Raw genomic sequence first — 14,445 nt, forward strand, 5'->3', positions numbered from 1 at the left:
TCGATCTATTTTTAAACGAAATGTTAAGCGTTGTTTTTTTCTGCCACGAATTACACGAATTTGCTCGAATTATTTTTTTGCCTCTCCCGATAGCTATCGGGATAAAAAGATTTACACAGATTTTTTTTAATCATTTTAATCCTTTAATCTGTGGCTATTTTTTAAGCGAATTGAAGAAAAAATTAGTGGAAATTAGTGTAATTCGTGGCTGAAAATTACTGCAAAACTTCGTGCATTGCCTTTGCCTTTAGCAAACATTCTTCGTATTCTTTTTCTGGAATTGAAAGCGATGTTATAGCGCTTCCAACCGAGAAAGAAACATATTTATTTTCCTCATTGTATAAAATACTTCGGATTACGACGTTGAAATCAAAATCGCCTTCAGGAGTAAAATAACCAACCGCACCGCTATATAATCCTCTTTTTGTTTCTTCTATTTTTTCGACAATTTCCATTACTGAAATTTTTGGTGCACCAGTCATGCTCCCCATAGGAAAAGTCGTTTTCAAAACATCTATAGCCGAAAATTTTGAATCTAATTTTGAAGTGATCGTCGAAATCATCTGATGCACTTGGAGAAACGAATAAATTCCGCAAAGTTCTGCAACCTCAACCGAGCCTTTCTGCGCTGTATGCGATAAATCATTACGAACTAAATCGGTTATCATGATATTTTCAGCTCGCTCTTTGGCGTCAGAAACTAAAATATTTTTTGATTCTTCATCTTGAATCAGATCTGTAAAACGTTTTGAAGTTCCTTTGATTGGTTGTGAAATAATCTTATCTCCCACTTTTTTCAAGTAGCGTTCTGGCGAGGCAGAAAGCAGATATTGCTTATAATTTTTAAAGAAAACCGAAAAAGGTGCTTGCGAAATCTCATTAAGTTTCTGAAATTTTTCTAACGGATTTATAATTGCATTTTTAGCATAAAATTCCATACAGAAATTGGCTTCGTACATATCCCCAATATGAATATGATGAAGCATTTGATTCACTTTTTCAACATATAATTCTTTCGAAATTCGTTGCTGTATGATTATCGTTTCTTGACTTTCGACTTTTGACTTTTGGCTTTCGACTATCTCATTAAAATCTTCTTCAAGCTCATCATCGCAAAGCATTAAATACTGAATTTCGAGTTCATTGCCTTTTAGTATAAAAACTTTTTTAGGCTGAAAGAAAAATAAATCGGGAAAATTTAAACCATCAAAATTATTAGATTGAAGATTTTCAATATCATTTTTTAGATCATAAGAAAGATATCCAAAAAGCCAATCTTTCGTGTTTTGCTGATATTGTTTTAAATCTTCAAAAGCATTGTAATAATCTGTTTTTAAAGACGTAAAAGCATCAACTGCCAATATGCAGTCAAAACTTGAATACTGCTGCGGATAAGAATTACTGTCTAAAAAAACGACTTCGCGAAATTGCTGCGCCCAACTTAAAAGCTGTTCCTTAAACAGTCTCGAATTGGCAATATTTTTACGGATGGAAACTCTCAAAAATGGTAATTTTAAAGGTCAAAATTACGACAAAATTATTTCATTAGAAGAAAACAAAAAAATATTCAAAATGATTTGGATTACATTGCAAAACTGTTAAAAAGACATTCATTTTATAAGAAAAAATTCGTTATATTTGATATTCAATTAGATTAATCCAAAAACAGTATTGATTTGATTATAGAATCCTTAAAAAAGAACCTTAAAAAAAAATATTTTATGATTCTCTTTTAGGCTTTTAGATTGCATTTCTTCCAATAACTTAATTAATTTTTTAACCTTAAAAAAATCCTAAGTATTATGAAAATTGCCACAATTATTGTCCGCGTTTTAATTGGCCTTTTGCTGCTGTTCGCCTCTATCAGTTATTTTTTCCATCTAATGCCTGAGCCTGAAACTACAGGGAATTTTAAAGCATTTAATGTAGGTTTAATGGCCTCGACGTATTTAATGCCACTGGCAAAATCTATCGAGTTATTGTGTGGTATTGCATTTGTATCTGGGCGTTATGTAACTTTAGCAAACATTTTGATCTTACCGATTACGGTAAATATTTTGTTTATCAATTATTTCCTTACTCCAGATGGTCTGCCAATTGCAGCTCTTCTTTTTCTAGGAAACCTATTCTTGATTTACAGATACTGGGATAATTACAAAAGTGTTTTTACTGCATAAGTATTTTTCAAATCGAAATAAAAAAGTCCGTCAATGTTATCTGACGGACTTTTTATTTTTAATTTGCCTTATCGTGTTTTACCCAAACCAAATCGGTTACTTTATATCCAATTTCCTGAGCTTTGATAAGAAAATCTGCTTTTACACTTTCTGGAATTGTTTTTTCTCTAGAAAGTATCCACATATATTTTAAGCTTTCTCCAGCCACAAGCGCGTATTTATAATCAGAATCGATTGCTACGACATTGTAACCAGAATAAAAAGGACCAAAAAATGAGACTTTCAGCATACCAATGTTGTCTTTTTTGACAAATCTAGCTTTCCCGACACTTTGTTCCCATTTGTCTTTTTTGACATTATAGCCCTTATTATCGACTTTTATTGTTTTATCTTCATTTAAAGAATACTCGGCAGTTACATTGTTCAGATCTATTTCCCATTTGTAGTCCAATCTGGCAATTTCATACCATTTTCCGAGATATTTTGCGCTGTCAAAGTTTGTTACAGCTTCTGCATTTTTGGGAATTCCGCCTCCGCATGAGTACAGCGCGATTCCAATTCCTGCTCCGATCAAAACCGGAACTACATATTTAGTTTTCATAATCCTATCTTTTTAATTATCATAAAGATAGCACCTGAAATACACATCTAATTTACAAAATTATTTTTGATTATTATATTATATGAAGCACAAAAAAACCGTCAGATCACTCTGACGGTTTATAAATATAATTTAACGTAAAAATTATACGTGTAAAGCTCTATTTTCAGTTGCTGCTAAAGCTGCTTCTTTTACCGCTTCCGCGAAAGTTGGGTGTGCGTGGCTCATTCTAGAAATATCTTCAGCAGAAGCTTTAAATTCCATTGCAGTAACCGCTTCAGCAATTAAATCTGCTGTACGAGCACCAATCATGTGAACTCCTAAAACCTCATCTGTTTTCTCATCAGCCAAGATTTTTACAAATCCATCTAAGTCAGCACTTGCTCTTGCACGTCCTAACGCTTTGAATGGGAAACTTCCAGATTTGTATTTTACTCCAGCCGCTTTCAATTGCTCCTCAGTTTGACCAACTGCAGCAACTTCTGGCCAAGTGTAAACAACACCAGGAATTAAGTTATAATCGATATGTGGTTTTTGACCAGCTAAAATTTCAGCAACCATTACTCCTTCTTCTTCCGCTTTGTGCGCTAACATTGCCCCACGAACAACGTCACCAATTGCATAGATATTTGGAGTACTAGTTTGTAAATGATTGTTTACTTCAACTTGTCCTCTGTCTGAAATTTTAACTCCAGCTTTGTCAGCGTTTAATCCGTCTGTGTAAGGACGACGACCAACAGAAACTAATGAATAATCTCCTTCAAGAGTAATAGTTTCTCCTTTTGCGTTTTCAGCTTGAACAACAACAGCATCACCGTTTCTTTCAACTGATTTTACTTTGTGAGAAACGTAGAATTTCATTCCTTGTTTTTTCAATACTTTAGTCAATTCTTTAGAAAGCGCTCCGTCCATTCCAGGAATGATTCTGTCCATGAATTCAACTACAGAAACCTGAGCACCTAAACGAAGGTAAACTTGTCCAAGCTCGATTCCGATAACACCACCACCAATGATTACTAAGTGTTTTGGAACTTCTTTTAAAGCCAAAGCTTCAGTAGAAGTGATGATTCTTTCTTTGTCAATTTTGATAAATGGCAAAGAAGATGGTTTTGATCCTGTAGCAATTACAGTATATTTTGCTTCGATAGTTTCAGAAGTTCCGTCAGCTTTTGCAACAGCAATGTGAGTTGCGTCTACGAAAGAACCTAAACCATTGAAAACAGTAATTTTATTTTTATCCATTAGGTAGTTGATTCCACCTACTGTTTGATCTACAACAGCTTGTTTGCGTGCGATCATTTTCTCTAAATTGATTTTTACATCGCCAGAAACTTCGATTCCGTGATCTGCAAAATGAGCGATTTCTGAATAATGGTGAGAAGAAGATAATAATGCTTTTGAAGGAATACAACCTACGTTAAGGCAAGTTCCGCCTAATGAATTATATTTTTCTACAATTGCAGTTTTGAAACCTAATTGTGCGCAACGAATTGCTGATACATATCCTCCAGGACCTGAACCTATAATGACTACGTCAAATGAACTCATAGTATTTTGTTTTTATTTTAGCGGTTACAAAATTAAGCAATAAAGTTCTGTTTGAGGTTTAAATTTCAATGTTTTTTGTGTGAAATATTAGCCTGTTTTAATCTTGAAGCTGGTAAGATTGTATAGGGTCCGCTAAGTTTTGTTTTTAATCTCGCAAAGACGCAGAGTCGCAATGTTTTTTTTATAAATTGTTTTGAATGTTTTCTGCCACGAAGGCTCGGAGACAAAAAGTTTTTGTTTTTTCATGAGTTTTTTGTCATCCTGAGGAACGAAGGATCACACTAGAAATTCCGCAAGCTGAATCGCCAATATTTGTAGAGTTTCAGTGTGATCCTTCGTTCCTTAGGATGAGAAACAGAACGTTAGACGCACTGCGGTGCGTCTCTACATAAAATCTTTGCGCCTCTTAGAACGAAATCACCGTAGAGTTCTTCACTTCACTAATCATGAACATACTTTGCGTACTTCCGATATGTTGCAGTGAAGTCAGTTTTGTGACTAAAAACTCTCTATACGCTTCCATATCTTTTACCAAAACTTTCAGAATATAATCATAATCACCGCTTACGTGATGACATTCTAGAACTTCATTTAGTTTGATGACTTCACTTTCAAATTTGGTTAAGAATTCTTTAGTATGTTGAATGAGTTTTAGGTGGCAGAAGACCACAAATCCTTTTTCAATTTTGGATTTATCGACTAAGGCCACATAGTTTTTTATTATGCCTTCTCGTTCCAGTTTTTTGATTCGTTCGTAAACTGCTGTAACCGAAAGATCAAGTTTTAAGGATAATTCTTTGGTTGTTTTTTTACTATCGGTTTGAAGTAAAACCAGAAGTTTTTTATCTGTAGCGTCTAAAGTCATTTTTAGTTGATGGTTAATAGTTGATGGTTGATGGCTATTAAAAAGAAATAAAATCTACTGAATTGCAATTTCAGAATCAAATTTAGATTAAAAATCATTATAAAAACATATTTATAGTTTTAAAATCTAATTTTTCATTTTACAGTTGATTAATTTTCTTATTAGACATTATTTTGACTAGAATTTATTTTGAAAATGAGTGTCCTAACCCTGATAGAAGTGGAAATCCTTTTGTGCCGGTCCCGATAGCTATCGGGAGGCACAAAAGATTGAAACGGATAGCAGGAAATAGCTCCTAATAATTTTGTTTCAGGTTTCAAGTTTCAGATTGTTGGAACTTGAAAACTGAAACTTGACCCGAGGTTGAAAGCCGAATGGGCGAAGCAAACAAAACAAAAAAACTAACTATAATGAAAAACTTCAATCCAGCAGATAAAATTCAGGACTTACAATATTTTGGCGAATTTGGCGGTGTGAATCCTTCGATTTCCGATTCTTCGACCTATACTTTTCTTTCGGCTAAAACCATGTTTGATACTTTTGAAGGCAATATGGAAGGCTGTTATTTATATTCGCGTCATTCTTCTCCAAGTAATTTATACTTAGATCAGGCTTTGGCGGCGATGGAAGGAACAGAAACGGCAAACGTTTCGGCTTCGGGAATGGGAGCGATTACGCCTACTCTACTGCAATTGTGCGGTGCGGGTGACCATATCGTTTCGAGCCGAACTATTTATGGCGGAACTTATGCTTTCTTGAAAAACTTTACACCGAGATTCGGAATTGAAACAAGCTTTGTTGATATCACAAAACTGAATGCTGTTGAAGCTGCGATTACTCCTAAAACTAAAGTTTTGTATTGCGAAACGGTTAGTAACCCTCTTTTGGAAGTTGCCAATATTGCAGGTTTGGCAGAAATTGCGAAAAAGCATAATTTGAAATTAGTAGTTGATAATACATTTTCGCCTTTATCTGTTTCTCCAGCAAAATTAGGTGCAGATATTGTGATTCATAGTTTGACAAAATACATTAACGGAAGCAGTGATACGGTTGGTGGTGTAACTTGCGCATCGAAAGAATTTATCAATTCTCTAAAAAATGTGAATTCTGGTGCGAGCATGCTTTTAGGTCCGACAATGGATAGTTTGCGTTCTGCAAGTGTGATGAAAAACCTTCGAACACTTCATATCAGAATTAAACAGCACAGCCATAATGCACATTTTCTAGCGGATCAGTTTGAAAAAGATGGCTTAAAAACGGTTTATCCAGGATTGAAAAGTCACCCGAGTCATGAATTATATAAAACGATGATTAATCCAGAATACGGTTTTGGTGGAATGCTGACAATTGATGTTGGTTCTTTGGAAAAAGCCAATGAATTGATGGAGTTAATGCAAGAACGAAATCTAGGTTATCTAGCGGTAAGTTTAGGTTTTTATAAAACTTTATTCAGTGCGCCTGGAACTTCGACTTCTAGTGAAATTCCGTTAGAAGAGCAAAAAGAAATGGGATTAACTGATGGATTGATTCGCTTTTCTATTGGATTGGACAATGATATCCAGCGCACTTATGAAATGATGAAAGCTTGCATGAAAGAGCTTGGAATCTTAAAAAAAGAAACATCACTCTATTAATAAATTTGCACATTTTTTTTTAGATTGTTTTGAATCCGCTGGAGATTTTCTCTAAGCGGATTTTTTTATTTACTAAAAACTCTCATTTACAACCATTTAAATTTTATAAATATCAATTTCATATTAAAAAATAACAAATTTTACGATTAATGTTTTTTAACTCATTATTTCTGAAAAAGTTTTAAACACTAAAACGTTGTAGTAATTGGATTTCAAATTATTAGATATTTTAAATGTTAATAAAATATACTTTTATCAGAAATTTAACCATTTAACCAACTAAACTGAAATTATGAAGAAAAACCTACTCTTGTTTTATGCCTTGTGCGTTCCCTTTGCTTTTCTGCAAGCACAAGTGCATACTTCTTACTTATGGCATCTGCATCAACCGACTTATTGGGGTGATCTAAGTAAGAAAAATCCAAATCGATACCAAATCGTAAAAGAATCTCAAGACTTGAAAGTCTCTGGTGCCAATAACGATAAAAACGGATTGGCTCACCCAACAAACAATCTTGAAGAAATTTTTGGAGCAGGTGATCGAGTGGCCGCTTATCAATTTGCACCAAAAAATGCTATTAATTCTATTCGTGATTTAAGCAAAGCTGGAGCGCAAATTACATACGGTGGTTCTTTAATGGAAAATGTTAATGAATTGGCACAAGCAAATCAATGGGGTTATTCGAATTCTTGGACACAGAATATCAAAGATGCAAAAGGATGGAAAACTTCTGGCGGATTTTCTCGTATGGAGGTAGTTTCTTTTACAATGCATCATGCGCTTTCTCCTTTGTTAAGCGACGAGGCTCTAAAGAAAGAGATAAAAGCACATCAATACTATAGCGCTCAATTATTTGGAACTCATGATTCTAAAGGATATTGGCCAGCAGAATGTGCTTTTTCTGAAAGAATTATAAAAACTTTAGCTGAATGTGGCATCGAATGGTCTGTAATTGCCAATAGTCATTTATCAAGAACTTTGGCCGACTACCCTATAAAATATGGCTCTGGAGGAACTATGTGCGATCTTCCAAACAAAGCAGATCAGGTAGAAACTCTTGGAGGAACTTGGTTCTCTGCACAAAAAGATGCTCGTGGCGGACAGTTTGCCGTACCTTATTCTTATCTTCCTTATAAAGCCAAATACGTTGATCCTGAAACTGCTCAGGAATATAAAATTACTGTAGTTCCAATGGCTGATTACGAAAGTTACGAAGATGGATATGCCGCAATAGGAACTTCATTAATTGCTCCAATTGTAGCAAAAGCATCGACTTCGCCAAGACCACCATTGGTATTATTTGCTCATGATGGCGATAATGCTTGGGGCGGTGGATCGTCTTATTACAACGAATCGGTGACGGGATTTTCTCATGCATCGTCTGCTAATGGAAACATTGCAACTACAATTCCACAATATTTATATGACAATCCTGTTCCAGAATCTGCGGTTGTACACGTTGAAGACGGAGCTTGGGTAAACGCAGATGGAGATTTTGGACATCCACAATTTACCAATTGGCTTTGGCCTTTCTTTGATCCGGTTACCAAAAAATTTAACCCAAATGGCTGGACTGAAGACATGATGAATCAAGCGATAACAACTGCTGGAGAAAATCATGCAATTATGGCTGAGCAATTGGAAGGCAATAATCTTAGAATGAGCGAAATTGTAAATCCGACCGCTGGGGTAAGTCCCGCTGAAAAAGCATGGCACTTTTTAATGGCTGGTTATGACAGTGGAAATGCTTATTATGGACTAGCTGAAGATTTAGAAATAAAAACCACGCTTGCTGTTAATAGATGCGTGCAATTTGCAAAACCTACTTTAGATGCACATCCAGGAGTTGATGCAACAAAACCATCTGTTTTTATTCCGCAGCGCTGGCCTTATAATCCTGGAGAAAAAGGATATGGAGCGCCTTATGCTTATAAAGATTTCTTAAACTCTGCCGATTTTACGGTATATACTTTTGCTTATGACGTGAGCGGAATTGAAAGAGCGGAATTAAAATATAGAATTGATGTTGACGGAAAAAATAATCTGAATTCCAATCAAAATGAAACTTATGCTGGCGGAAGCGAAGTAGGAAGCTGGATAACTTTGCCTATGGCAGAAAGAGTTTTCCCGAAAGGAAATGTTACCAATAATCCGCAAGCTGATTTATACATGCTTCCAGATGTAATTGCAAATCAATACTCTGCTGAAATTGCTGGAATATCAGAAAAATTATTAGACTACTATGTGGAAGTGACCGATAAAAAAGGAAATACCACTAAATCTAAAATTCAACACGTTTGGGTTGGCAAAAATCTTGATGTTGCTCCAAAAATTGCTTTTACACCAGATGCTGGAAATTCGACTGCAGCAATAGATGTCACTATTACAGCTACAGACAGCACAGATCCTAAACCAAAATTATATTACACAATTGATGGTTCTACTCCAACGACAGCTTCGCCAGTTGTGGAGTCGACAAAAACAATCAACATTACTCAAACTACAACAATTAAAGCTTTTGCAGTAGATAAAGACGGCAATCAATCTGATATTGTAACCAAAACATATACTATTGGTGCACTTCCAGAATTTACGGTTTATTTCAAAAAACCATCTAACTGGAACTCTGCTGTCAAAATTTACTATTGGTCACCAACAGGAACTGCTCCTGCAGTAACTTATCCAGGAGTTGCAATGACTCAAGATTGTGGAGATTGGTATAAATATACGTTCCCATCGACAGTAAGTGCTTCAAATTTATTGTTTAATGATGGTTCCCTAAAAACAGGCGATTTAAGTTCGGCTGGTGGAATCAAATTTTATGATAACGGTTGGCTAAGTGCTGAACCTGCAAACAGATGCCCTTCTGTTGTTCCTGATTTCACATTCTCGCAAGCAGGTGGAAATTTCACTACAGGAACCACTTTAAATCTGACTTTAACAGCAAACGAAAGCGCTTCTGTAATCTATTATACTCTTGATGGAACAGATCCTACTACAGCTTCTGCTTCTGCGGTGGGTTCAAAAGCAATTACAATAACAAGCACAACGACACTTAAGGCTTTTGTTAAGAGTGCTACCGGAATTAGTTCTGCTATAAAAACAGAAACCTATACTTTTAGTACTCCTGCTGCTTTTACGGTTTATTTTAAGAAACCATCTAATTGGAGTTCTTCAGTTAAAATATATTATTGGTCTCCAACAGGAACTGCTCCTGCAGTAACTTATCCTGGAATTGCAATGACACAAGATTGTGGAGATTGGTATAAATATACTTTTCCGTCAACAGTAAGCGCTTCGAATTTATTGTTTAATGATGGTAACCTAAAAACTGGAGATTTAAGCACTACAGCAGGAATTAAATATTATGATTCTGGCTGGCTGAGTGCAGAACCTGCGAACAGATGTCCTGTTATTGCACCAGATTTTACCAATTCTAAACCAGGAGGAACATTTACAACTGGAACGACTGTAAATGTTGTTTTAACCGCAAATGAAACGTCTTCTACTCTATATTATACTTTAGACGGTACAACTCCAACAACAAGCTCTGCATCTGCAATTGGCAGTAAATCTTTTGCTTTTACTGCAAATACAATTTTAAAAGCTTTTGTTGTCAATACGTCTGGAGTTTCATCAGCTGTAAAAACAGAAACTTACACTTTTACTGCAGTTCCAACACTTACAGTATATTTTAAACCTCCAACAACTTGGACTACTGCTCCAAAAGTATATTATTGGAATGCTGTTCCATCAGGAAGTGTCGCTAATGCGACTTGGCCAGGTGTAACAATGACAGCCGATACAAACGGTTTTTATAAATACACCATCACTGGACCAACATCAATCAATCTTATTTTCAATAATGGTTCTAGCGGTTCTGCAAATCAAACTGCCGATTTGTTAAGTAAAACTGATGGCTACTCGTACACATGGGGGGCAAGTACGGCAAAAATGGCAATTAATGTAGCTACCAAAGAAGAAGCACAGGAAACCTATGCCGTTCGTCTATACCCTAATCCAGTAGATCAGACACTTCTCATAAACTCAACTATTGCAATAAGTAATTACACTATTATTTCTGCACAAGGAAGTATTGTTCAGGAAGGAAAATCGAATACAAGCAGTATTGATGTAAGCCGTCTAAGCTCTGGATTGTATTTTATTACCATCCGTTTAGAAAATGGCGTAGAAACGATGCAAAAGATTGTAAAAAAATAAATCTATTAAATTATTATTTCAATAAAAAAAGCCGTTCTGAATTATACAGAACGGCTTTTGCAATTTATCTTGGCTCAAAATGTCTAAACGACTGCCAGTATTTGTCTTTGTAAATTTCATAGCTTATTTCAAAAACACCATTGTATTTTTTAATTAACTCGTCAGCAATTTTGGCTGGCTTTCTAAAGTCCTTGCAAGTAAAAAAGATTTCCCTTTTATTATTTGCCGTTTCTCTTCCAATATTTAAATATCCTTCAGAATCTGGAAGACTATAGACAATTTCTTCTTCAATTTCCTCTAACAGCTTGTATGTTTTTTCATCTGGTAATCCGCCGTTGTCACAGTCATCAAAAGGAACTCCAACTATAAAAACCCAAGGATGAGACGCTTTTTTATCCCACTCAATAATTGTGGTATTGATCAAAGCCAAAACTATTGAACCATCTTGCTTTTTACCTTCAAAATTGGCATAACTGTCATTCTCTGTATTATGTCGTGTCCCTTCGTATTTTTCAACAAATTCTTTCTCTCTCCAAATTAAATAATCTTTTAATTTTTCTATCGGAATTAATTCTTCAGAAACATTTTCTGAACCTGTAACAACCAAATTATCAATCAAAGTTACAGAATGCAGTTCCCCCAAATAATTATCCAGAAAAATATAAACTCCATTGCTTATATTAGACTTTTTCTCTTCAATAAAATGATCATAAACAATTACCAGATCAATTTCATCTGGATATCCTTCATGAATGCGAGGATAAAATTTCAGGTTTTCTTTACTGAACTCAAAATCCTGATACGTAATACCTATATTGTTGATATCTGAGGCTGGCTTTAGAGCTGTAAATTTCCAGCCATCAATTTTAGGAGCATTAGCAACTAATTCCTCAATTGCATAAATATTTCTAATTGCTCCGTCTGGCGTTAAAACTAATTCGGCTGTCTGATCGTCAAACATTCCAGTAAGGAAATAAATTCCTTCATGAATCTCATCCAGTTTTGGAGCTAGTTTATCAAAAAAACCTTGGTGTATATTCTCTCCGCTTTGTACGGTTTTAAAAAACGCTTTTTCATTTCCTGAAAACCAATTCCAGAAATCATTATAAGATTGTATTGGAGCCTCTTTTTTGCCCAATATTTTATCTAGAAAACTCATGTATTACTAATTAAATTTAAAATTTCACTAGAAACAAACTTAAGGAAAAGCGTTTTTAAAACATAGGAATATTTCTATAAAATATCAAAAATGCAAAAAGCCGTTCTGAAGTACTCAGAACGGCTTTTTGCAGTATATAATTTTATTTTTATCCTATATTTTCAGTATTCAGTTTACTATTTTTTCGGCTGTAGCCAAAATAAATCAGTAATCCGATTAGTAACCAGATTGTAAAATAAATCCAGTTCCAAACGCTTAATTCGGCCATCATATACAAACAGCAGATTAATCCTAAAAGTGGAATTAAAGACAGATTTTTTCTGAAAGCCCAAACTGCTAAACCAACTAAAACGAATAAGAATATCCACATTGGAATTTTGTGTTTGAATAAGCTGAATCCTGATTCATATTTTGCAGAATCAGCAATTGGCAATCCTTTTACAACCTCAACATATTTAGCTTCATCATCTTGATATTGTCCTAACAAATGTTCTAAATCTGAAGTTTCGGCTGTTTTATTGTTTACTTCGATACTTTCCAAATATTTAAAAACCTGCTCAGATTCTGATTTATCTAAAGAAGTTACAATTGAAGTAGCATCGTAAATCTGCGGGTCGTTATTGATAAATGCCATTGTAGCTTTATTGTTGAAAGCAAAAGCGTAATACAGGCCCGCAATCATTAAAACTGGCAAAATATATTTTGAATTGATATAAGGTGTTTTGAATTTCCCTCTTGGAATTTCAGGCTTATTCTGCAATACTAAAACTCCCGCGCAAACTAACACAAAGGCAAATAAAGTTCCGATACTGCATAAATCGGTTACCATTGTAAGATTTAAGAATAGTGCAGGAATCGCCACAACAAATCCTGTTACGATTGTAGCGAAAGAAGGTGTTTTGAATTTTGGATGAACAGTAGAGAATTTCTTTGGAAGTAATCCGTCACGGCTCATACTCATCCAGATACGTGGCTGTCCCATTTGGAAAACCAATAAAACGCTCGCCATAGCCACTACTGCACTTACAGCAATAATTCCAGACATCCATTTCAAATCTAATTTATCGAATACAAATGCAAGAGGATCTCCAACATTCAATTCGTGATATTGCACCATTCCAGTTAAAACTAACGCAATTGCAATGTATAAAAGAGTACAAATAATAATTGCCCACATCATACCACGTGGCAAATCTCTCTGCGGATTTTTACATTCTTCTGCTGTTGTTGAAATAGCATCAAAACCAATATAAGCAAAGAATACAGCTGAAACTCCTTTTAAAACGCCGCTAACTCCATTTGGCGCAAACGGATCCCAGTTTGCTGTGTCTACATAAAATACTCCAACTGCGATAACTAAAAGAACCACACAAAGTTTTACCACAACCATTAAGTTGCTTGCGTTACGAGATTCTTTCATTCCTCTATAAACCAATGCTGTAATCAAAATAATAATGAATAAAGCTGGTATATCAGTAACAAAATGGAAAGATCCTATTGTTGGTGCAGTTGCCCATGCTGTATGAGCCTGTTGTAACGCAACAGTTAAATTTTCGAATGATTTTCCGCCGCGCATTAAAGCTTCTGCATCTTTAAATCCGTTTGAAGCAGTTAAGTAATCCATCTGAATCCATTGCGGTAAATGAATTCCGCCGCTCTGGAGAAGTCCCGTAAAATAATCACTCCACGATATGGCGACGGTTATATTTCCAACGGCATATTCCATAATCAAAGCCCAACCGATAATCCAGGCAATCAACTCTCCAAAAGCTACATACGAATAGGTGTAAGCACTTCCTGAAACTGGAACCATCGAAGCAAATTCTGCGTAAGCAAAAGCAGCAAAACTACATGCAAGAGCAGTAAACAAGAATAGGAAAATTACAGCTGGTCCGCCATCTGCACTCGCTTTTCCGATCGTGCTAAAAATTCCCGCTCCAACAATCGCCGCTATTCCAAAAGCCGTTAAATCCCTAGTTGTCAAATGTTTCCCTAAGGCATTATGACCATCTGTTTCGTTCTGTGCAACCTGCTTCAGAATATCCTGTACTGTTTTCTTTCGGAATAAACTTGAAAATGCCATATAATGTTTTACTGTTATAAATTAATTTAATTCAATTCTTTTTGTTTTATTTTGCAAATAATGCAAAAATTATCTTGATTTCAAATATATAAAACGATTTTGTTTTTACAGGTGTTTTTTTCTGCCACGAATTCACGAATTATTTTCTCAAATCTT

General features: G+C 35.1%; 9 protein-coding genes. 3 read left to right on the top strand and 6 right to left on the bottom strand.

Annotated elements, in window-relative coordinates; genetic code table 11:
• Positions 1–215: 215 nt before the first annotated feature.
• Positions 216–1,502: an anthranilate synthase component I family protein gene (locus DMA14_RS06075; RefSeq protein ID WP_111423886.1), complete on the bottom strand. Its 1,287-nt coding sequence runs from the start codon at positions 1,500–1,502 to the stop codon at positions 216–218.
• A gap of 300 nt (positions 1,503–1,802) precedes the next feature.
• Here DMA14_RS06075 and DMA14_RS06080 point away from each other — a divergent pair, with 300 nt between their 5' ends.
• A complete protein-coding gene (locus tag DMA14_RS06080; protein WP_111365426.1) occupies positions 1,803–2,177 on the top strand; it encodes a DoxX family membrane protein in 375 nt (124 codons plus the stop codon).
• A gap of 58 nt (positions 2,178–2,235) precedes the next feature.
• Here the strand turns inward: DMA14_RS06080 and DMA14_RS06085 are convergent, their stop codons facing one another.
• The 3 genes from DMA14_RS06085 to DMA14_RS06095 all read right to left on the bottom strand — a co-directional run bounded on the left by DMA14_RS06085 (position 2,236) and on the right by DMA14_RS06095 (position 5,191).
• Positions 2,236–2,778, bottom strand: a complete 543-nt coding sequence (locus DMA14_RS06085) for a lipocalin family protein (RefSeq protein ID WP_111423887.1) — start codon at positions 2,776–2,778, stop codon at positions 2,236–2,238.
• Between the two features lie 144 nt (positions 2,779–2,922).
• Positions 2,923–4,326, bottom strand: coding sequence for a dihydrolipoyl dehydrogenase (lpdA, locus tag DMA14_RS06090; RefSeq protein WP_111423888.1), 1,404 nt, complete (start codon positions 4,324–4,326; stop codon positions 2,923–2,925).
• Between the two features lie 406 nt (positions 4,327–4,732).
• On the bottom strand, positions 4,733–5,191 hold the full coding sequence (locus tag DMA14_RS06095) for an Lrp/AsnC family transcriptional regulator (RefSeq protein ID WP_012024199.1): 459 nt from the start codon (positions 5,189–5,191) through the stop codon (positions 4,733–4,735).
• Positions 5,192–5,601: 410 nt separating this feature from the next.
• On the opposite strand from DMA14_RS06095, the gene DMA14_RS06100 reads away from it, so the two are divergent.
• Both DMA14_RS06100 and DMA14_RS06105 read left to right on the top strand, forming a co-directional pair.
• A complete protein-coding gene (locus tag DMA14_RS06100) occupies positions 5,602–6,825 on the top strand; it encodes an aminotransferase class I/II-fold pyridoxal phosphate-dependent enzyme (RefSeq protein WP_111423995.1) in 1,224 nt (407 codons plus the stop codon).
• 292 nt (positions 6,826–7,117) lie between these two features.
• Positions 7,118–11,047, top strand: a complete 3,930-nt coding sequence (locus DMA14_RS06105; RefSeq protein ID WP_111423889.1) for a starch-binding protein — start codon at positions 7,118–7,120, stop codon at positions 11,045–11,047.
• A gap of 64 nt (positions 11,048–11,111) precedes the next feature.
• Here DMA14_RS06105 and DMA14_RS06110 read toward each other — a convergent pair whose 3' ends face one another.
• Together DMA14_RS06110 and DMA14_RS06115 are read right to left on the bottom strand one after the other, a co-directional pair.
• Positions 11,112–12,206: a DUF695 domain-containing protein gene (locus DMA14_RS06110; protein WP_111423890.1), complete on the bottom strand. Its 1,095-nt coding sequence runs from the start codon at positions 12,204–12,206 to the stop codon at positions 11,112–11,114.
• 148 nt (positions 12,207–12,354) lie between these two features.
• Positions 12,355–14,289 (bottom strand): amino acid permease, encoded by a 1,935-nt coding sequence (locus DMA14_RS06115; RefSeq protein ID WP_111423891.1) that lies wholly within the window; start codon positions 14,287–14,289, stop codon positions 12,355–12,357.
• Between the last annotated feature and the right edge of the window lie 156 nt (positions 14,290–14,445).

The organism is Flavobacterium sharifuzzamanii, from assembly GCF_003254585.1.
Classification (GTDB): domain Bacteria; phylum Bacteroidota; class Bacteroidia; order Flavobacteriales; family Flavobacteriaceae; genus Flavobacterium; species Flavobacterium sharifuzzamanii.

Bases quoted from the DNA above. Each gene is read 5' to 3' on its own strand.
- DMA14_RS06100 (WP_111423995.1), top strand. From the start codon at position 5,602: ATGAAAAACTTCAATCCAGCAGATAAAATTCAGGACTTACAATATTTT.
- DMA14_RS06105 (WP_111423889.1), top strand. From the start codon at position 7,118: ATGAAGAAAAACCTACTCTTGTTTTATGCCTTGTGCGTTCCCTTTGCT.
- DMA14_RS06095 (WP_012024199.1), bottom strand. From the start codon at position 5,191: ATGACTTTAGACGCTACAGATAAAAAACTTCTGGTTTTACTTCAAACC.
- DMA14_RS06115 (WP_111423891.1), bottom strand. From the start codon at position 14,289: ATGGCATTTTCAAGTTTATTCCGAAAGAAAACAGTACAGGATATTCTG.
- DMA14_RS06085 (WP_111423887.1), bottom strand. From the start codon at position 2,778: ATGAAAACTAAATATGTAGTTCCGGTTTTGATCGGAGCAGGAATTGGA.
- DMA14_RS06110 (WP_111423890.1), bottom strand. From the start codon at position 12,206: ATGAGTTTTCTAGATAAAATATTGGGCAAAAAAGAGGCTCCAATACAA.
- lpdA (WP_111423888.1), bottom strand. From the start codon at position 4,326: ATGAGTTCATTTGACGTAGTCATTATAGGTTCAGGTCCTGGAGGATAT.
- DMA14_RS06080 (WP_111365426.1), top strand. From the start codon at position 1,803: ATGAAAATTGCCACAATTATTGTCCGCGTTTTAATTGGCCTTTTGCTG.